General features: G+C 59.7%; 16 protein-coding genes. 12 read left to right on the top strand and 4 right to left on the bottom strand.

Annotated features, from left to right (window positions below; all coding sequences use genetic code 11):
• Positions 1 to 161: 161 nt before the first annotated feature.
• The 10 genes from BN1123_RS00240 (at position 162) to BN1123_RS00285 (ending at position 12,126) form a co-directional block, all read left to right on the top strand.
• Complete coding sequence (locus BN1123_RS00240; protein WP_042024804.1) at positions 162 to 1,415, top strand: DUF3644 domain-containing protein; 1,254 nt, start codon at positions 162 to 164, stop codon at positions 1,413 to 1,415.
• A gap of 356 nt (positions 1,416 to 1,771) precedes the next feature.
• Positions 1,772 to 2,326 carry a DUF3305 domain-containing protein gene (locus BN1123_RS00245; protein ID WP_042024805.1) on the top strand — a complete coding sequence of 185 codons (555 nt, stop codon included), beginning with the start codon at positions 1,772 to 1,774 and terminating at the stop codon, positions 2,324 to 2,326.
• Positions 2,319 to 2,885, top strand: coding sequence for a DUF3306 domain-containing protein (locus BN1123_RS00250; protein WP_042024806.1), 567 nt, complete (start codon positions 2,319 to 2,321; stop codon positions 2,883 to 2,885). The genes BN1123_RS00245 and BN1123_RS00250 overlap by 8 nt, the downstream gene beginning before the upstream one ends.
• Positions 2,886 to 2,989: 104 nt before the next feature.
• A complete protein-coding gene (locus BN1123_RS00255) occupies positions 2,990 to 4,711 on the top strand; it encodes a 4Fe-4S binding protein (protein ID WP_042024807.1) in 1,722 nt (573 codons plus the stop codon).
• 7 nt (positions 4,712 to 4,718) lie between these two features.
• On the top strand, positions 4,719 to 5,351 hold the full coding sequence (locus BN1123_RS00260; protein WP_042024808.1) for a TorD/DmsD family molecular chaperone: 633 nt from the start codon (positions 4,719 to 4,721) through the stop codon (positions 5,349 to 5,351).
• A gap of 77 nt (positions 5,352 to 5,428) precedes the next feature.
• Positions 5,429 to 5,632 (top strand): transcriptional initiation protein Tat, encoded by a 204-nt coding sequence (locus tag BN1123_RS00265; protein WP_026457913.1) that lies wholly within the window; start codon positions 5,429 to 5,431, stop codon positions 5,630 to 5,632.
• Between the two features lie 23 nt (positions 5,633 to 5,655).
• The gene (locus BN1123_RS00270) at positions 5,656 to 8,535 is read left to right on the top strand and encodes a formate dehydrogenase subunit alpha (protein ID WP_042024809.1); all 2,880 of its coding nucleotides are present in this window, start codon (positions 5,656 to 5,658) and stop codon (positions 8,533 to 8,535) included.
• Between the two features lie 4 nt (positions 8,536 to 8,539).
• Positions 8,540 to 9,199 carry a formate dehydrogenase FDH3 subunit beta gene (fdh3B, locus tag BN1123_RS00275; protein WP_026457829.1) on the top strand — a complete coding sequence of 220 codons (660 nt, stop codon included), beginning with the start codon at positions 8,540 to 8,542 and terminating at the stop codon, positions 9,197 to 9,199.
• On the top strand, positions 9,196 to 10,167 hold the full coding sequence (locus tag BN1123_RS00280; protein WP_026457830.1) for a formate dehydrogenase subunit gamma: 972 nt from the start codon (positions 9,196 to 9,198) through the stop codon (positions 10,165 to 10,167). The genes fdh3B and BN1123_RS00280 overlap by 4 nt, the downstream gene beginning before the upstream one ends.
• A 243-nt stretch (positions 10,168 to 10,410) precedes the next feature.
• Positions 10,411 to 12,126, top strand: a complete 1,716-nt coding sequence (locus BN1123_RS00285; RefSeq protein WP_042024810.1) for an NAD-dependent malic enzyme — start codon at positions 10,411 to 10,413, stop codon at positions 12,124 to 12,126.
• Positions 12,127 to 12,203: 77 nt separating this feature from the next.
• On the opposite strand, the gene BN1123_RS00290 is transcribed toward BN1123_RS00285, so the two are convergent.
• Together BN1123_RS00290 and BN1123_RS00295 are read right to left on the bottom strand one after the other, a co-directional pair.
• Entirely contained in the window at positions 12,204 to 12,545 is a 342-nt protein-coding gene (locus BN1123_RS00290; protein WP_042024811.1) for an RT0821/Lpp0805 family surface protein, read from the bottom strand.
• Positions 12,542 to 13,681, bottom strand: coding sequence for a hypothetical protein (locus tag BN1123_RS00295; RefSeq protein ID WP_042024812.1), 1,140 nt, complete (start codon positions 13,679 to 13,681; stop codon positions 12,542 to 12,544). Before BN1123_RS00295 ends, BN1123_RS00290 begins: the two co-directional genes overlap by 4 nt.
• Positions 13,682 to 13,986: 305 nt before the next feature.
• On the opposite strand from BN1123_RS00295, the gene BN1123_RS00300 reads away from it, so the two are divergent.
• Positions 13,987 to 15,225, top strand: coding sequence for a uracil-xanthine permease family protein (locus tag BN1123_RS00300; RefSeq protein WP_042024813.1), 1,239 nt, complete (start codon positions 13,987 to 13,989; stop codon positions 15,223 to 15,225).
• Between the two features lie 116 nt (positions 15,226 to 15,341).
• Here the strand turns inward: BN1123_RS00300 and BN1123_RS00305 are convergent, their stop codons facing one another.
• On the bottom strand, positions 15,342 to 15,788 hold the full coding sequence (locus BN1123_RS00305) for a GNAT family N-acetyltransferase (RefSeq protein WP_042024814.1): 447 nt from the start codon (positions 15,786 to 15,788) through the stop codon (positions 15,342 to 15,344).
• Between the two features lie 150 nt (positions 15,789 to 15,938).
• Between BN1123_RS00305 and BN1123_RS00310 the strand changes: the two genes are divergently transcribed.
• A complete protein-coding gene (locus BN1123_RS00310; RefSeq protein WP_042024815.1) occupies positions 15,939 to 16,439 on the top strand; it encodes an SRPBCC family protein in 501 nt (166 codons plus the stop codon).
• 196 nt (positions 16,440 to 16,635) lie between these two features.
• Here BN1123_RS00310 and glk read toward each other — a convergent pair whose 3' ends face one another.
• A complete protein-coding gene (glk, locus tag BN1123_RS00315; protein WP_042024816.1) occupies positions 16,636 to 17,604 on the bottom strand; it encodes a glucokinase in 969 nt (322 codons plus the stop codon).
• Positions 17,605 to 17,881: the final 277 nt, after the last annotated feature.

Genomic DNA, 17,881 nt, shown 5'->3' on the forward strand with positions numbered 1-17,881 from the left:
TTCCACTTAAAATGATTTAAATCAAAAAAGTCGATTTTAATGTGTAATTATCTTTAGCAATTTTATCTGGACAACATGAGCTTATTTCATAACTATGATGACTCATTTGGGTTTAGATGGTGCTGGCTAGCATAAATACTGGATTGTAAGGGGAGTTAAGAATGGGTAAATATAAGCAAGTCGATTTGGCATACTCCTTCTTGGTTGATAAAGAAAAACAAGGGGAGTCATTTACCATCGCTCAACTCTCTGAGGCAACTGGTTGGAAAGTAGATACATGCAGAACATACCCATCAAAAAGATGGCATCAGTATATAGAAAAAGATGGGGAGCAATATTCTAGTTCAGGAATTTGCTTCTTGAGTAAGGATGAATTCAGATCTGTGCATAGTCAAAAACTACAGCAAACCGCAGATCATTCAACTAAAGGTATATTGATCCATAAAGCTAAAGAGTTTGCATTATTAGCTGTTTCGATTTATAACAACCCTTACACTGAATTTAAGACCTATGGTTTCATCGTAAATATTGTTATCGCATACACTGCATTGATGCATGCAATTTTCGAAAAACGAGGGTTCGATTATTTTCATAAGAACCAGAACGGTGAGTTTTTATTTATTGATGGAGAAGAGAAAGCTTGGGAGCTAAGTGAGTGTATTGATGAATATTGGAAAGGCATTGAGTCTCCAGAGAAAGCAAATATCAAGTTTTTGATAGGCTTGAGAAATAAAATAGAGCACAGAAGTCTTCCTGCTATTGATTTAGCTGTGTGTGGTGAATGCCAATCCGCTTTAAGTAACTTTGAAACGATGTTGGTTGAAGAGTTCGGCGATGAACATGCTTTAACCGCTAGCCTTGCTATAGCGATGCAACTAACTCGTATCTCAGAACAATCTCAAATTGATGCCTTGAAACAACTTCAAAAAGAAAATTACAAGATAGTAAGAGAGTATATGGAAACATATAAGAGGGATCTTCATGATGATATTGTTCAAAGTCAAAAATATCGTATAAGAGCTTTCTTGGTTCCCAAATTAGGTAATCATGCAAAATCAGCGGATATGGCTGTAGAGTTTATTAATGTAAATAGATTGAGTGATGCAGAAGTTGCAAATTATGAGCGAGCTGTTGCCTTTATTAAAGGTGTTGAAAATCCATTTAAATTAAGACCTAAAAATGTTGTTGGGCTAGTAGCCAAAAAAGTACCATGTTTCAATATGGCCTTACACACCAAGTGTTGGAAATACTATGAAGCAAGACCTCGTGATGAACAACGTGCATTTAAAGGTCAGTATTCTGGATTTGTGGAAGGTTTCGAAGGCTATCTTTATTCGAACCAATGGGCCAACTTTCTAATTGAAGAACTCAGTAATCCTCAAAAGTTGGAGCTTGTGAAACAGCAGGATATTTAACTCGTAAGTAGGGCTTTAAATCGTAGGTTGGTGCTGAACGAAGTGAAGCCCAACGTTTTAAGCAAGGCAATAATCGGATAATTCGGTGTTATTCGACTCTTGCCATCCCCTCGATCAGGCTCTGGCGGATTGGTTTTACGCTGCATGTTGGGCTTCGCTGCGCTCTGCGCCAACCTACGTCCCGCACGATGCCTAACCTGTACATCGAAACTTCCCAATCGGTCACCAAACCCGCCTTGGCCCCACTCTTGCTATGTTTTCTCCCATTAAGGCCGTGGCCGCCCTGAACTGACCGCTGTGATTGCCCCAAGCAAGGGCGAAACAAGGGGGGAGGGCGGCCCGGCAGAGACCTTCTGATGGGAGTCGTTACCGTGCAAGACACAACCAATACCTTGTCCCACCAGCGCTGGCTGCGGGTCGAACTGCAGGCTATCGACAGCCAGGTTGGCCGCTGGCAGAGCCGCCGTTTCGAGATTGCGGCGCTCCACCCCGCCGAGCCCGAGGCGGCCGGTGCTTTGCCCCTCACCCTGTTTCGCGACGAGCGGGGGGATTATCGCTTCAACCTGAGCTCCGGCTCGCCGCGCCTCTTTGTCACTGGAACCCGTGTCGATAATGACTTTGTCGCCGATGGCCTTACACTGAGTCAGACCGTGGCCGCCGCCTATATGGACGGCGAGCGCCAGGTGCTCTCCTGCCCGTTGCCGGAGGCGCTGCAGGCCTGGACCGAGGCTTTTATCGGCCGCCACGGCGAGCTGCTGGAGGCCCGTCGCAAAGGCAAGAAGGGCAAGGGACGAGCTCAGGATCAGCTGGGGGTCGATGGCGCGCCTCAGGGCAACTGCGGCGCCGTCAAGGCCACCGGCCCCGATGGCCGCGAGCATGGCAGCGACGTCGGAAGCCGCTCCCATGAGTGAGTTTTTCAAGCGCTGGTCGGCCCGCAAACGGGAGGCGCAGCAGGCCGCAAGCGAACAGCCGCAGCCGCTCGATATGGAAGGCGTATCCACACCCCAATCCGACCTTGTCGAGCCGAATACATCAGAAAATACGCCACCTCCAGCTGAAGTAAGCACTGACAAGGGGAGTGCCCCTTGCGCCGGTTCCAATCCCGCCGCCGCGCCTTCCACCGCCGCATCGGGCAAGCCCGCCCTGCCGGACAGAGAGGCGCTGCGCGCCATGTTTCGTAGCCATCAACCCGATGGCCTCGATGACTACACCCAGGATTTCAGCCAGCCCGAGCTGCTGCCTGCCGCCCTGACCGCAGGGCTGCGCAACTGGCTGGTGGCCCCCGCCTCTGAGCAAGATGCCGACCAGACTGAACCATCGCCAACCACGCCAGGTGAAGAGGCGGATGACGCAGCTTCACCCGCAGCGGCGTTGCCACAAGACCATGACAAGGGTCGGGACATTTTGGCTAACAAGGTGGGACAAAATGTCTCTACTGATAAGGCGGGAATGGAACCTCTGGGATCCTGACTCCCTGTCAGTCACTTTTTTTCCGGGGGAGTTGGCTCGTCTCTTGCTCTCCCATGAGACCAACAAGCACACCATCCCATGAGGTGGTGCGCACAGGAGTGCATGTGAGCATCGAACAATACAACTCAAGCCTGAGCCCCGCCAGCGCTGCGGGGAGCAATGAGCGAGCGCGCGCCTATGCCTTGCGCCACACGGTCAAGACCGACAACCTGATCCCGGCCACTGTCTCCTACCAGAGTCAGGGCCGCTTGCTGCTGGTAGGGCCGGAGGATCGCATCCGCCGCGCCGCCAGCCTCTTGCCGCAAGGGGCTGTGCCGACCTTGCTGGTGAGCGAACAGGTCCATGACGCCGCCGCGACGGATCTCGAGGCCATCTTCGCCGCCACCGCCTCCCTCGAGGCGCTGACCCTGCGCGAGCCGGCGCTCAAGGGGTATCTCGGCCAGTTTCAGTTGACCGGTCTTAACGGTCAGGGGGAGCGTATCTCTTTGGCCGAGCTCTGCTTCCCGGCCCAGGCCGCCGGTGGCCACGCCAGCTTTGATCTGGTGGCCGATCTGGGGGCGACACCGCTGTTTGCCCTGGAGCGCCCGCCCGTGGGTTATCAGTATCTGGCGGATGATGCGGGTCTGGCGGAGCAGCTTGGCGAGCTGTGCGCCCTCACCGGGGTGTTCGACAAGCCGCGCTATTTTCGCCTCGATCCGGAGGCCTGTGCCTTCACCGCCCGTGGCGTGCCCGGTTGCAGCCGTTGTCTCGATGTCTGCCCGACCGATGCCCTCAAGCCCATCAATGGGCGGATCCAGATCGATCCACATCTTTGTCAGGGCTTTGGCAGCTGCGCCTCCGCCTGCCCGACCGGGGCGATCGCCTATCACCAGCCCGATGCCAATACCAGCGGCGACTATCTGTTTCGCCTGCTCAAGCACTATCGGGAGGCGGGCGGCGAGCATCCCGTGCTCTTGATCGCAGGGGAGAGCGAGCGCAGCGACGTCGAGGCGAGCCTTGCCGCTCTGCCCAGCCACTGGCTGCCGGTCTGGGTGGAGGAAGTCGCGAGCCTCGGGCTTGAGAGCTGGGTGGCGGCCCTGGCCTATGGCGCCAGCGCGGTGCGCATTGCGCTCGGTGACGATACCCCGGCCAGCGTGCGCGCCCTGGTGGAGCGGGAGCTGGCCAGTGCCGCCGTGCTGCTGGCCGGTGCCGGATTGAGCGAGGATCGCATCGCCATCCACTCCCTGCAGGCGGTGGTGCAGGCGAGCGACCAGGGGACGGCCAATGTGGCCGGCTCCTTGCTGGAGAAGCCGCTCAAGGGGGAGAAGCGGGAGACCCTGTTTGCCGCCTTCGACGCCCTCTGGCAGGCCCACGAAGGGGGTCGCGAGCCCCTGGCGGTGCCCCACGGCGCCCCTTATGGCGCAGTGGCGCTGAAAGAGGCGGATTGCACCCTCTGCATGGGCTGCGTGGCGGTCTGTCCGACTCGCGCCCTGCATGCGGTGGGTCACGAGCCCGGCCTCAACTTTATCGAGCAGGACTGTATCCAGTGCGGTATGTGCGAGAAGGCGTGCCCCGAGCAAGCCATCGCGCTTGTGCCGCGTCTGCAGCCTGTGCCCGAGGCGCGCCGCGCCGTGCAACACCTCAAGGCGGAAGAGCCGGCCTGCTGCATTCGCTGCGGCAAGCCGTTTGCTCCTGCCTCCCTCATTCGCCGCATCCAGCAAAAACTGGCCGGTCACTCCCACTTCCAGAACGAGGCCGCCAAGCGGCTGCTGATGTGCGAGGACTGCCGGGTCAAGGATGTGTTTGAAGCCATGGCGGCGGATCCCGCCGCCCAGCTCAAACTGTGAGGGCCAAATGTATCAGCAACAAGATGACAACCAGAGCACCCTGCCCATGACAGATGCCATGACCCCCCTCGAGAGCAACAGCGCCGAGCTCTATGCCCTGCTGGCAAGCCTGTGGCGCGCCGCCCCCAAGGGCGAGCAGTTGCAGTGGCTGCGTGACCTTGAGCCGGTTCCCGGTCCCTTTGCCCGGGGCCTCGGGCTGGTGCAGCTCGCCGCCAGCAGCCACGACGAGGGATCTCTGGCCGAGGAGTATCAGGATCTCTTTATCGGTATCGGCCGGGGGGAAATCGTCCCCTTCGCCTCCTGGTATCTCACCGGCTCCCTGATGGAGCTGCCGCTCGCGGTGCTGCGCGCCGATCTGCAATCCCTGGGCTTCGAGCGCCAGAGCGGGGTGTGCGAGCCCGAAGATCACCTGGCGGCCCTGTGCGAGGTGATGGCGGTGCTGGTCAGCGAACAGCACCCCGAGCGCAACCGCTTCTATGAGCGCCACCTCGCTCCCTGGGTAATTAAGTGCTGCCACGATCAGCAAAAGGCCAAGGGAGGCTGTTTCTACCGTGCGGTGGGGCTACTTGCCGAAGATTTCTTCAAGCTGGAAAACGAATTGCGCCTGCCGTTTGGCGCCCGGGTGGTAACTCGCCCATAACCATATGACAGATACCGTTCGTAGCAATGTCGGCCCCCGGGCCGGCCATAACAAAAACAAGAGTCGGAGAGAACAAGATGAGCGATGACAAGCTGCAAGATCCGTCACGACGCAACCTGATCAAGGGTGTCGGCGTGGTCGCCACCATAGGGGTATTGGCCGGTGCCACCGGCCGGGTGGTGGGTAAAGAGGTGCTCACCCACGACACCGAGCCGGACAAGGGCTATCGGGAGACCCCCCATGTTCACGACTTTTATCGCACCCTGCGCGGCACCGACTGAGCCGGCTCAGTGAAGGAGATTTTATGAAACTGACGAAACGTGCCGAGCCGGCAACTTCCGCCGACCAATCCAGTGCCGCCACCTCCCGTGGTCAGGGGCTGACTCGCCGCGCCTTTATGGTCAACTCCGGCCTGGTGGCCGGTGGTGCCGTGGCCGCCGGCTGGCTGGCACCGGCCATGATGCAGCGAGCCGAGGCCAAAACCGTGGCCGCCGACGTACCGGTCGAGGTGAAACGCACCATCTGCTCCCACTGCTCGGTGGGCTGCGGCGTTTACGCCGAGGTGCAAAATGGGGTCTGGACCGGTCAGGAGCCAGCTTTCGATCACCCCTTCAACCTCGGTGGCCACTGCGCCAAGGGGGCAGCCCTGCGCGAGCATGGCCACGGTGAGCGTCGCCTCAAGTACCCGATGAAGCTGGTGGGCGGCAAGTGGCAGCGCATCAGCTGGGATCAGGCCATCGAAGAGGTGGGCAACGAGGTGCTGCGTCTTCGCCAGGAGTCCGGCCCCGACAGCATCTTCTGGCTCGGCTCCGCCAAGCACTCCAACGAGCAAGCCTACCTGTTTCGCAAGATGGCTTCCTTGTGGGGCACCAACAACGTGGATCACCAGGCGCGCATCTGCCACTCCACCACGGTGGCCGGTGTGGCCAACACCTGGGGCTACGGCGCCATGACCAACAGCCTGAACGACATGCACAACAGCAAGTCGATCATGTTTATCGGTTCCAACCCGGCGGAGGCCCACCCGGTCGCCATGCAGCACATCCTGCTGGCGAAAGAGCGTAACGGCTGCAAGATCCTGGTGGTGGATCCGCGCCGCACCCGCACTGCCGCCAAGGCTGACATGTACCTCTCCCTGCGCCCGGGTACCGACGTGGCCTTTATCTGGGGCATGTTGTGGCACATCTTCAAGAACGGCTGGGAAGACAAGGAGTTCATCCGCACCCGTGTCTTTGGCATGGACGAGGTGCAAAAAGAGGTAGCGCGCTGGACCCCGGCGGAAGTGGAGCGGGTGACAGGCCTCAGTGAAAAAGAGGTCTATGGCGCCGCCAAGCTGCTCTCCGACAACCGTCCGGGCTGCGTGGTCTGGTGCATGGGGGGTACCCAGCACACCACAGGCAACAACAACACCCGCGCCTACTGCATCCTCGAGCTGGCCCTTGGCAACGTGGGCAAGAGCGGTGCCGGTACCAACATTTTCCGCGGCCACGACAACGTGCAGGGCGCCACCGACTTTGGCGTCACCTCCGACTCCCTGCCGGGCTACTACGGCCTGGAAGAGGGGGCCTGGAAGCACTGGGCCCGGGTGTGGGATGTGGACTTCGAGTGGCTCAAATCCCGTTTTGACAACAAGGCCTACAACGGCAAGCTGCCGATGAACAACAACGGCATTCCGGTCTCCCGCTGGGTGGATGGGGTGCTGGAGAACGCCGACCTTATCGAGCAGGGCACCAACATTCGCGCCATGTTCTACTGGGGCCATGCGGTCAACTCCCAGACCCGCGGTCCCGAGATGAAGAAGGCGATGCAAAAGCTCGACATGATGGTGATCGTCGACCCGTACCCGACTGTGGCGGCGGTGATGAACGATCGCACCGACGGCGTCTACCTGCTGCCGGCCACCACCCAGTTCGAGACCTATGGTTCCGTCACCGCCACCAACCGTTCCATGCAGTGGCGCGACAAGGTGATCGAGCCCCTGTTCGAGTCCAAGGTCGACCACGAGATCATGTATCTGTTGAGCAAGAAGCTGGGCTTTGCCGATGAGCTGTTCAAGCACATCAAGGTGGAGAACAACCAGCCGCTGCTCGAAGACATCACCCGCGAGTACAACCGTGGCATGTGGACTGTCGGTTACACCGGCCAGAGCCCGGAGCGCCTCAAAGAGCACCAGCAGAACTGGCACACCTTCCACAAGACCAGCCTCAAGGCCGAAGGTGGCCCGGTGAATGGTGAGATCTACGGTCTGCCCTGGCCTTGCTGGGGTACCCCGGAGATGAAGCATCCGGGCAGCCACATCCTCTATGACACCAGCATCCCTGTGTCAGAAGGGGGCGGCGGTTTCCGTGCCCGTTTCGGTCTCGAATATCAGGGTGTCTCCTTGCTTGCAGAAGACTCCTGGCCCAAGGGTAGCGAGGTGGAGGACGGTTATCCCGAGATCACCGCCGATCTGATGAAGCAGCTCGGCTGGTGGGATGAGCTGACCGAGGCCGAGAAAAAAGAAGCCGAGGGCAAGAACTGGAAGACCGACCTTTCTGGCGGTATCCAGCGCGTCGCCATCAAGCACGGCTTCGTGCCCTACGGCAACGCCAAGGCGCGCTGCGTGGTGTGGACCTTCCCGGATCAGGTGCCCAAGCACCGCGAGCCGCTCTACACCCCGCGCCGGGATCTGCTGGCCGACTACGCCACCTGGCCCGATGCCAAGAGCCTGTGGCGCCTGCCGACCCAGTACGCCTCGGTGCAGGAAAAAGATGTCAGCAAGGAGTTCCCCATCATCCTCACCTCCGGCCGTCTGGTCGAATACGAGGGGGGCGGTGACGAGACCCGCTCCAACCCCTGGCTGGCGGAGCTGCAGCAGGAGATGTTCGTCGAGATGAACCCGGCGGATGCCAACGATGTCGGCGTGCGCGACGGTCAGGATGTCTGGGTCGAGGGGCCGGAAGGTGGCCGCGTCAAGGTGAAAGCCCTGATCACGCCGCGGGTGAAGCCTGGCCTTGCCTTTATGCCGTTCCACTTCGGCGGTCACTTCGAGGGCAAGGATCTGAGATCCAAGTATCCGGAAGGGTCAGACCCTTACGTACTGGGCGAGTCGGTCAACATAGTCACCACCTATGGTTATGACCCGGTTACCCAGATGCAGGAGACCAAGGTCACCCTGTGCCGTTTTCGTAAAGTAGGAGCCTGATCCCATGGCCAGAATGAAATTCATGTGTGACACCAAGCGCTGCATCGAGTGCAACGGCTGTGTGACGGCGTGCAAGAACGAGAACGACGATGCCCTCGAGTGGGGCATCCAGCGTCGCCGGGTAGTGACTCTCAACGATGGCCTGCCGGGGGAAACCTCCATCTCGGTGGCCTGCATGCACTGCACCGACGCCCCCTGCATGGCGGTCTGTCCGGCGGACTGCTTCTACCACACCGACGACGGCATAGTGCTGCACAACAAGGATCTCTGTATCGGCTGCGGCTATTGCCTGTTCGCCTGTCCGTTCGGGGCGCCCCAGTTCCCGAAGACTGCCGCCTTTGGCGATCGCGGCAAGATGGACAAGTGCACCTTCTGCGCCGGTGGCCCGGAGGAGGATCACAGCGAGGCGGAGCGCCAGAAGTACGGTGCCAACCGCATCGCAGAGGGCAAGCTGCCCATGTGTGCCGAGCTCTGCTCCACCAAGGCGCTGCTGGCCGGTGACGCCCAGGTCATCTCCGACATCTTCCGCGAGCGGGTCGCCTATCGCGGCGCACCTCACGCGGCCTGGGGCGGGGATGAGCAGGATCTGTTCCACGACGCCAGCAAACCCCGCGATGGCAGAGGCAAGGGGCTCAAGCTTGGCAAGCAGGAGGGCGGCCAATGAGACACTGGCTGACAGCGCTGCTGACAGCCTTGCTGCTGTTCAGCGCGCCTGGCTTCGCCGATGCCCAGAAGGAGACGATCGGCTTTGCCGGCGCCGACTACTGGCGCGCGGTGAAGGACGGGCAGGAGGGAACCACCACCTCCCGCTCGCCGGAGCACGGGGTACTCATCTCGGTGCCGGGTCAGCTCTGGTTCGAGGTAAAGACCAAGTGGGTATCGCCGCTGGGTGCCATCGCCATTTTCGGGTCGCTCGCCATGTGCGGCCTGATGTACTGGGTGGTGGGGCCGACCAAGCTCTCCAAGCCCAGAACCGGGCGCAAGCTCAAACGCTGGAGCAGGATGGACAGGGCCCTGCACTGGACCACGGCTGCCATGTTCCTGACTCTCTCGGGGTCGGGGCTGGCGATCATCTACGGCAAGTACTTCATCAAGCCGGTGGTGAGCATGGGGGTGTGGGAGAACTGGATCTGGTTCGCCAAGGTGTTCCACAACTACGTGGGCCCGCTCTTCTTCCTCTGCCTGCTCGGGGTGCTCATCAAGTGGTTCCGCCACAACATCGTCAATATGGTGGATGTGCAGTGGTTCCTGAAATTTGGCGGCATGCTGGGCAAGCACAAGGGGAGTCACCCCTCGGCGGGCTTCTCCAACGGCGGCGAGAAGGCGATCTTCTGGCTGCTGATCTGGTTTGGCGGCATAGTCGTGGCGACCGGGCTGTTTCTGGACTTCCCCATCTTCGGCCAACTGCGCCGCCAGATGGAGTGGGCCAGCTTCATCCACATCGTCGGGGCCCTGATCCTCATCTGCGGCTTCATCTTCCATATCTATATGGGCCTGTTCCAGCTGGAAGGGGCGCTGGAGGGGATGGTGACTGGCGAGGTGGACGAGACCTGGGCCAGGGAGCACCACGATCTCTGGTATGAAGAGGTCAAACACAAGCTGGATGAGCCCAAAGAGGGCAAATCCAGTTAAACAGACGTTGTTTAAACAGGGGCGCTGCGGCGCCCCTTCTTTTGCTCTCCATCCGGGGAACAAGGCCATGTCGGTCTGCTGGTTGGATAGTTCGGCACAACTTTCTCGCCCTGACCCCTGGCAGGAGGGCAGGGGTATGCCCAAGCTCACAAAATCGAATTGATAAACGTCATATGATTGATTTCATTATGTGTCTCGCTCTCCTGCCGAACGGCAACTTCATGTAAATCAACGAGAATGACTATGGCTACCGGACAATATCTGCTGTGGAAAGATGCACAGGGACAAGATTTTCGCCCCGTTGCACTGACAGGCACCGATCTGCTCAACGATCGCAATCTCAACAAGGGCACCGCCTTTACCGAACAGGAGCGGGCCGACTTCGAGCTCGACGGCTTGCTGCCACCCCAGGTACAAACGTTTGAAGCCCAGCTGGAGCGGGTCTATCAGGGCTTTCTGAGCGCCTGCAACGATATCGAGAAATACCAGAACCTGCGGGCATTGCAGGATCGCAACGAGACCCTTTTCTATGCCCTGCTGTCGCGCCATGTGGAGGAGATGACCCCCTACATCTATACCCCGACCGTGGGCAAGGCGTGCCAGGAGTTCAGCCACCGCTTCCAGAAGCCGCGCGGCCTCTACATCACCCCGAAAAACGTCGAGGACATGGGCTCCCTGGCCCGCCATCTCGATGCCAAATCCGTGCGCATTATCGTAGTGACCGACAGCCAGGGGATCCTGGGGATCGGCGATCAGGGGGTGGGCGGCATGGGCATTCCCATCGGCAAGCTCTCCCTCTACACCCTGGGCGCCGGGATCCATCCCGCCTGCTGCCTGCCCATCGCGCTGGATGTGGGCACCGACAACCAGGCGCTGCTTGATGACCCCATGTATCTGGGTCAGCCCCACAAGCGCATTCGCGGCAAGGAGTATGACGACTTCATCGACAAGTTCGTAGCCGGGGTCAAGCGCCACTTCCCCAATGCCGTACTGCAATGGGAAGACTTCAGCAAGTCCAACGCCTTCAACAATCTTTCCCGTTATCAGCAGTCGCTGCCTTCCTTCAATGACGATATCCAGGGCACGGGGGCCGTGGTGCTGGCGGGTATCATAGGGGCGGTCAAGGCCAAGGGCGAAAGCCTGGGTCAGCAGAACTATCTGGTCTATGGCGCCGGTGCCGGCGGGGTCGGGGTGGCGGATCAGATCTGCGCCGGCCTCATCCGCGAGGGCATGGATCCCCAGGCGGCGCGGGATCGCATCTATATCCTGGATACCCAGGGGCTGGTGTGTGACAACCGCGAGGGGCTTGACGAGTACAAGCGCCGCTATGCCAAGCCGGGCCTGTTGCTGTCGGGCTGGGACACCGAAGTCCCCGGCAAGGCCAACCTGACTGATGTGCTGCGCCATGTGCCCATCACTGTGTTGCTGGGCACCAGCGGCGCCGGTGGTGCCTTCAAGGAGCAGCATATCCAGCTGATGCTGACCCATTGCGAACGCCCAATGGTGTTCCCGCTCTCCAATCCGACCGCCAACTGCGAGGCGCTGCCGGAGGACATCTATCGCTGGAGCAAGGGCAAGGCCATCGTCGCCACCGGCAGCCCGTTCAAGGATGTGCACTACGAGGGGCAGGATTACCGGGTGGGGCAGGGCAACAACGTCTTCATCTTCCCGGGAGTGGGGCTGGCGGCTATCGTCAGCCAGATCCGCGAGATAAGCCCCGACATCTTCACCACAGCCGCCTTTGCGCTGGCCGAATGTGTGAGCGAGGTAGATCTGGCGCAAGGGGCGGTTTATCCGCGCATTCGCGAGCTGCGCAGCATCTCGGTGCACGTGGCGACCGCCGTGCTGAAAGACATAGTGCGCAAGGATCCCGGCCATCCGCTGATCGGTCAGGATCTGCAGCAGCATATCCTGAGCCACATGTGGGAGCCGGTCTACCTGCCCTATCGCCGGGTGTGATCCGGGCAAGCTTGAAATGAAAGGGGGTGGCCATGGCCACCCCCTTTGTTTTGATACCCAGGCTGTCACCGGCGCGGTCAGCTGCGCAGTGGCAGCCAGCGCCCTGCCTTGCTGCGACAAGCGGTGTCCTGCCACTGCTGGCTGGCTTGGCCTATGTAGAGTTGCTCGCGGTAGTCGCGGCACCAGAGGCCATTGGGATGGCGAAAGGTGCGCAGCGGCGTGACGCTGCCCGAGTGGCGGTTGGTGGGGTTGAACCAGGTGAGACTCTGGCCCTTGGGGCGGGTTTGCAGAGCCTCACCCAGCGCCTGGTTGGCCAGCACCACGTCCTGCTTGTCCATCTGGTGGTAGAGCGGGGCCGACTGCTGGGCGGTACAGCCGAACAGCCACAAGGAGAGGCAGATCAGCAGATAACGGCTCATGGCTGCTCCTTGGTGCTAAAGCCCTGTTGGATCAGCGCTTGCTCCTGCGCATCGGTCAGGGTCTGGTCGCGATCGTCTACCGTACCATCCCCCCGCAGCTTGTTGCCGTCAGCATCGACGGTGTCTACCCCGTGGTCGTCGATCGTGCCGTCACCCCGGATCTCGTTGCCGTTGGCATCGACGGCGTCCACGCCGTTATCGTCGAGACCGCTGTCATCCAGGCCGTTGCCGAGGCCACGACCACCGCCATGACGCTCACCGCCGGCGTGACGATCCCCTCCGGCATGTTGGTCGCCACCGGCATAGCGATCTCCTCCTGCATGTTGTTCGCCACCGGCGTGTTCACCCTGACCATGGTCATCGCCGCCATGGCTACTGCCGCCGCTGTTGCTGTTTCCGCCGCTGTCGCTGTCACTGCCGCTGTCGCTGTCGCTGTCGCTGTCGCTGTCGCTGTCACTGCCGCCACTACCACTGCTGCTGTTTCCACCACCACCTCCGCTGCCACCCCCACCGCTATTACCATCGCCATCCTTGTTGTGAACGATCAACTCATTGGCGATATAGCTGTGGCTGCCATCGAGGATCAGGTTGAACAGTGCCGTGGTGGGCGGGGCGTCAATCCAGCAGAGGGACTCCACCAGCAGTAGGGCGGGCTGCGGGGCCAGCGCCAGGTTGCCTGCACTGCCGGTTTCCGACCAGCCCAGCAGGTGCATGCCGGTAAAGAGCGGCAGCACGGCGAGGGTCGGGTTTTCGGTGCGGGTCATGGCCGGCGCGATGGCAGCCCAGCCGCGGGTGGTCAGGAAGGGGTGCTCGGCGGTGAAGAAGGGGGCCAACTGGTTGAGCCCGTAGAGCCGGCGCTCCCCCAGCAGTACCCGCTCGACCGCCAGGATGCGGTTGCTGCGGCCATATTGATCCCGCACCCGTTCACCGGCCTGCAGGGTTTCAATGGGACGCTCCTCCCCATCGGCCATCAGGATGCGGGTGCCGGCCACGAAACAGGACTTGGCATAGGCCTGATTCACCTGCCACTGATGGTGGCTGAAGTCATAGCTGTACGGGGTGGCAAACAGGGCCAGGGCGATGGCCGAACCCACCAGCAGTCTGCGCTGGCTGGGTTTGAAAGCGGGCAGTGACATGGGGGACTCCTTGTCCGGCTGGGTTCACGTCATCAAGTATAGGGCGGGCTGATGGAGGGGTAGGGGAGCCATTGACAAACAAAACAGCATGGAAAAACGATTGGCGCCGGCCATAAAAGTGCGTAAAATCGCTTCCTCGATGCTTGTAGCAACGAATCCCGCCTAAAAAGCCAGTTTCATGCCCTCCCCAAGCAGTAAGAGGTAACAAATGACGCCAGCCGGCTCGTTCAGTGCCTTGAAAAAGTCTTGTGATAACTGAAAAGTGTCAAATATCCCTGTCAGTTATCAAAAAATTAAGGACATCCATGTTTTCCTTAGTCAAGCAAAGCGTCGCCGGGCTGCAAATCCTGTTTGTCGCCTTCGGTGCCATGGTTCTGGTGCCCCTGCTCACCGGACTTAACCCCGCCATGGCCCTGCTTGGCGCCGGTGTGGGAACCCTGCTGTTCCAGCTCTGCACCCGCCGTCAGGTTCCGATCTTCCTCGGTTCCAGTTTCGCCTTTATCGCTCCCATCATCTATGCCACCCAGACCTGGGGTCTGCCATCCACCATGTTCGGCCTGTTTGCCGCCGGTTTCATGTATTTCATCCTGGCTGCCATCATCCGGGCTCGCGGCATGGGGTTTGTGCACAAATTGTTGCCGCCGGTGGTGATTGGCCCGGTGATCATGGTGATTGGCCTCTCCGTCGCCCAGGTTGCTTGCAACATGGCGATGGGCCGTGCCGGTGGTGAACAGGTAGTGCCTGCCACCACGGCGCTGACCCTGGCGGGCATCTCGCTGGCGGTGACCCTGATTGCTGCCGTGTTCTGCAAGGGCTGGATCAAGCTGATCCCCATCCTGTGCGGTGTGATTGCCGGCTATGTCTCTGCCGTGCTGATGGGCCAGGTGAGCTTCGATGGCATGGCCAATGCCCCCTGGCTGGCGTTGCCCCACTTCGAAACTCCCGAGATCAACTGGGCTGCTGCGCTGTTCATGCTGCCGGTGGCCATCGCCCCCTGCATCGAACATATCGGTGGCGTGCTGGCCATCGGCGGGGTGACTGGCAAGGATTACACCAAGAATCCGGGTCTGCACCGCACCCTGGCCGGTGACGGTATCGGGGTCTGCTTCGCCGGCCTTATCGGTGGTCCTCCCGTCACCACCTACGCGGAAGTGACCGGCGCCGTGATGATCACCCGCAACTTCAACCCGGTCACCATGACCTGGGCCGCCGTGTTCGCCATCATTCTGGCCTTCTTCGGCAAGTTCAACGCCCTGCTCACCTCCATCCCCATGCCGGTGATGGGCGGTATCATGCTGCTGCTGTTCGGATCCATCGCCGCCATCGGTCTCAAGACCCTGGTGGAGTCCAAGGTGGACCTGGGGTTGTCGCGCAACATCGCCATCGTGGCCGTGACCCTGACCGTGGGTGTCGGCGCGCTGGAGATGAAGATCGGTGACTTCGCCCTGGCTGGCGTGGGCCTGGCGTCCGTTGCCGCCATCCTGCTCAACCTGATCCTGCCCCAGCACTCCGAAGAGGGTGCCATGGAGTCCGCCAAGGATTGAGTGGCAACTTGATTGTTCGCATTGAAGGCCACCCTTGGGTGGCCTTCTTTATTGATGTGCTCCGGGGAATAATCAGGAGCGCCATAAAAGATGAGAGGCAAGAAGGCGTCGGGTAGTCAGGCTTGCCGGGAGTTGCCTGACCAGGGGGCGACCAGTTTGCACCAGGGGCCGGTTATCTCGCAGTGTCCGGTCTCTTCGGTCGTCTGCCACCCCAGGCGATGGTAAAACGCCACGGCTGCAGTATTGCGGGTCGCCACCTTGAGACTGGGTTGGCGCCGCGCACTGGCCAGGCCCTGTTCGAGCAGGGCTCGCCCTATCCCCTGGCCGTGCCAGTCTGCGCTGACATAGAGGTGATGCACAAAGTCATCGGGTTGCCAGATGGCAATGAAGCCACACAGATATCCCCCTCGCTCTGCTACCCAGATGGTTTCTCCCTGGGTCTGGGTTGCAAAATCGTCTGCTCTGAAGCAGGCTGGATCGACCCAGTGAAAGGTGTCCCGACGGCTCTTGAGAAACAGGTTGGCAAGATGGTGCCTGTCTTCTGGTGCCATGAGTCGGATCATGATGATCTCCCTGTTGAGGTGGTTGAGCGCTGGCAATACTTTGCAGCACGAGGCAGATAAGAAGGGTGTGATTAAGCGCTGTCCATTGTCTTTGCCCTGAGGCTATACTGCCGGAGTCCCCTGTATGGATGGCTTGAGGATCGCTGATTTATGGAAAATAAACAGATAGAAGGCAACATTTTTGTTCCTGCTCACATCGACGATGTCTGGCATGCCTGGACAACCGAGAGCGGTCTGCGCAGTTTTCTTGCTCCCGAGTGCCTGATGGTGGCGGAACCGAATGGTCCTTTCGAGATCTATTTCAGGCCAGATGCCCCACTGGGAGAGCGAGGCAGCGAAGGGTGCAGGGTGATGGCGGTCATGCCCTATGACCTGCTCAGCTTCAGCTGGAATTTCCCACCTTTTCTGTCTCATATCCGCCAGCAAAAAACCCAGGTCAGCCTGCGTTTCGTGCCCGAAGGGCAGGGTACCCGGCTTTATTTCCTGCAAACCGGCTGGGCCAATGATCCTGACTGGGAGCAGGGCTATGCCTATTTCAGGGAGGAGTGGCTGGAACTCAGCCTGCCAAGGTTGCAGTACCGGTTTACCCACGGGCCCATCGACTGGAACAATCCCCCCGACAAATCCCAGCTCAAATCGCTGGCCCAGTAAGCCGGACATAAAAAAAACCGGCCAAAAGGCCGGTTGAAACAGTTCAGGCTTGTCAGGTGACAAACGTAACCAGTGGATGAGAGAGGTTTCCACTCCATGTGAAGTCCAGCCCTCTTGATTACGTGACGTCACTTTATGTCATGGTCACTGAATCGAGGCTGAACCATGGCATGATCCTTGCGGTGGCAGGCTTTGCTCATATCTTGAGTCCCATCGACTGGCGCAAATAGGCTCCCGCGCCGAGTAGTCCCGGACCCTCATGGGTGATCAGAAATACCGGGATATCCTTGAGGTAGGATTTGAAACGCCCCTTGTCTTCAAACGCCACCCGAAAACCCGAGCCGGTAAAGAACTCCTGGAAGCGCGGCACTATGCCGCCCGCAATATAGACGTCGCCAAAGGTGCCCATGTTGAGCGCCAGGTTGCCGGCAAAACGGCCCATCAGCACGCAGAACAGGCTCAAGGTGCGGCGACAGTCCAGGCATGAGTTGGCCAGGGCGCGCTCGGTAATGTCTTTCGGCGCCAGTGCTTCGGGTTCGCGACCATCGGATTTCACCAGGCCGCGATAGAGATTGACCAGCCCCGGGCCAGAGAGGAAACGCTCGGCCGAGACATGGCCCAGCTCGCCACGCATCACCTGCAAAACGGCGTCTTCCTCTTCGCTGTTGGCGGCAAAATCCACATGCCCCCCTTCACCCGGCAGGCTCAGCCACTGCTCACCCGCCTTGACCAGATGGGCCACGCCAAGGCCGGTGCCAGCCCCATAGATGGCGATGGGCTTGCCTGCCACGGGGGCCCCTCCGCCCAGCTGGATGCGATCTTCTTCCGGCAGCACGGGAACGGCCATGGAGACGGCGGTAAAGTCGTTGATCACCAGCAGGCGCTCAAGACCGAGATTGGCCTGCATCTCCTTGATAGAGAATTCCCAGCTGTGGTTGGTCATCGCGACCCAGTCACCATTGATGGGGCAGGCGATGGCGATGCAAGCCTCGCTGACTTTTGCTACGTGCTCATCCAGATAGAGGCGTACGACGGCTTCGAGAGAGGGGTGGGCAAGACCTGAATAGGTTTTTGCCTGGGAGATAGTGCCGGTGGCCAGCTCACACAGGGCCAGACGCGCATTGGTACCGCCGACATCGCCGACCAGCGCATGGGTATGCTGCATAACAACTCCTTCGTTACAGGCTTCGGACGACCGTTGGCGTCCCGAGATTATTGTTGGATTGTGACGAACCATTCTATCCGAGCTCGGCCCCGCTCACCCACCGGAACGGCACAAACGTGCGCCTGCTCACAGTGTTGTTGCTTTGCAACATTTGTAAGCGCTTTCAGGGCAAGGTGACGTTTTGTAACGAAAAGTACGAAATAATTAGAGATGAGTCATACTTTGTATGGCAGGTGTTAGTTGCGATAACCACTTGTCTTGTATAGTCATCAGGTTG

This window comes from Aeromonas enteropelogenes (assembly GCF_000819845.1).
GTDB classification, from domain to species: Bacteria; Pseudomonadota; Gammaproteobacteria; order Enterobacterales; family Aeromonadaceae; genus Aeromonas; species Aeromonas enteropelogenes.

Bases quoted from the DNA above. Each gene is read 5' to 3' on its own strand.
- BN1123_RS00240 (WP_042024804.1), top strand. From the start codon at position 162: ATGGGTAAATATAAGCAAGTCGATTTGGCATACTCCTTCTTGGTTGAT.
- BN1123_RS00245 (WP_042024805.1), top strand. From the start codon at position 1,772: ATGGGAGTCGTTACCGTGCAAGACACAACCAATACCTTGTCCCACCAG.
- BN1123_RS00250 (WP_042024806.1), top strand. From the start codon at position 2,319: ATGAGTGAGTTTTTCAAGCGCTGGTCGGCCCGCAAACGGGAGGCGCAG.
- BN1123_RS00260 (WP_042024808.1), top strand. From the start codon at position 4,719: ATGTATCAGCAACAAGATGACAACCAGAGCACCCTGCCCATGACAGAT.
- BN1123_RS00265 (WP_026457913.1), top strand. From the start codon at position 5,429: ATGAGCGATGACAAGCTGCAAGATCCGTCACGACGCAACCTGATCAAG.
- BN1123_RS00270 (WP_042024809.1), top strand. From the start codon at position 5,656: ATGAAACTGACGAAACGTGCCGAGCCGGCAACTTCCGCCGACCAATCC.
- fdh3B (WP_026457829.1), top strand. From the start codon at position 8,540: ATGGCCAGAATGAAATTCATGTGTGACACCAAGCGCTGCATCGAGTGC.
- BN1123_RS00280 (WP_026457830.1), top strand. From the start codon at position 9,196: ATGAGACACTGGCTGACAGCGCTGCTGACAGCCTTGCTGCTGTTCAGC.
- BN1123_RS00285 (WP_042024810.1), top strand. From the start codon at position 10,411: ATGGCTACCGGACAATATCTGCTGTGGAAAGATGCACAGGGACAAGAT.
- BN1123_RS00290 (WP_042024811.1), bottom strand. From the start codon at position 12,545: ATGAGCCGTTATCTGCTGATCTGCCTCTCCTTGTGGCTGTTCGGCTGT.
- BN1123_RS00295 (WP_042024812.1), bottom strand. From the start codon at position 13,681: ATGTCACTGCCCGCTTTCAAACCCAGCCAGCGCAGACTGCTGGTGGGT.
- BN1123_RS00300 (WP_042024813.1), top strand. From the start codon at position 13,987: ATGTTTTCCTTAGTCAAGCAAAGCGTCGCCGGGCTGCAAATCCTGTTT.
- BN1123_RS00305 (WP_042024814.1), bottom strand. From the start codon at position 15,788: ATGATCCGACTCATGGCACCAGAAGACAGGCACCATCTTGCCAACCTG.
- BN1123_RS00310 (WP_042024815.1), top strand. From the start codon at position 15,939: ATGGAAAATAAACAGATAGAAGGCAACATTTTTGTTCCTGCTCACATC.
- glk (WP_042024816.1), bottom strand. From the start codon at position 17,604: ATGCAGCATACCCATGCGCTGGTCGGCGATGTCGGCGGTACCAATGCG.